General features: G+C 56.1%; 1 protein-coding gene and 1 pseudogene. Both read left to right on the forward strand.

What is annotated here, in order from left to right:
* A pseudogene (locus A3730_RS10850) lies at positions 1-455 on the forward strand (2-oxoglutarate dehydrogenase E1 component); the annotation flags it as partial.
* Positions 456-471: 16 nt separating this feature from the next.
* A partial coding sequence (locus tag A3730_RS10855) for a biotin/lipoyl-containing protein (RefSeq protein ID WP_304439489.1) occupies positions 472-822 on the forward strand: 351 nt, incomplete at its 3' end.

Consider the following 822-nt stretch of genomic DNA (forward strand, 5'->3'; position numbering starts at 1 on the left):
AAAAGGCCACATCCGCACTGGAGGATCTGGCCCACGGCACTTTCCATTCAGTACTGGATGACCTGGCTGATCTGGATCGCAAGAAGGTCAACCGCGTGGTCATGTGTTCCGGCAAGGTCTACTACGACTTGCTGGAAAAGCGTGATGGCGATGATCTGAGTGACACGGCGCTGGTGCGGATTGAGCAGTTGTATCCGTTCCCTGAGCAGCGTTTGCAGGAAATTCTCGAGAGCTATCCTAACCTGGAGCATTTGGTCTGGTGTCAGGAAGAGCCCATGAACCAGGGTGCCTGGTATTGCTCTCAGCATCATATGTACCGTGTAGCACAACAAGCTGGCGTGGGGCCTGTGCATTACGCTGGCCGCGATATGGCGGCCGCCCCGGCAGTGGGTTCAATGTCTCTGCACGTGGAACAACAGCAGCGTCTGGTTCAGGACGCCTTCGAGATTAAGTAACAGTTAAGGATTAGGCATGGCGACTGATATCAAAGCCCCGCAGTTCCCGGAATCAGTAGCAGACGGCACCGTAGCCACCTGGCACAAGCAGGAAGGTGAAGCGGTGAAGCGTGACGAGCTGCTGGTGGATATTGAAACCGACAAGGTTGTGCTGGAAGTGGTGGCGCCGGCCGACGGCGTGATCAGCAAGATCATGGCGGCAGAGGGCGAAACCGTAGAAAGCCAACAGGTACTGGGCACCTTCGACGAAGGAGCCAGTGGCAGTGCCGGCAAGAGCGATGACAAGCCCGCAGAGAAAGCCAGTGATGAGGCTTCTGCGGAACAGAAAAATGATGCGAAGTCTGAAGCTGCAGACGACGATGACAGT

It is taken from the genome of Alcanivorax sp. HI0044 (genome assembly GCF_001634945.1).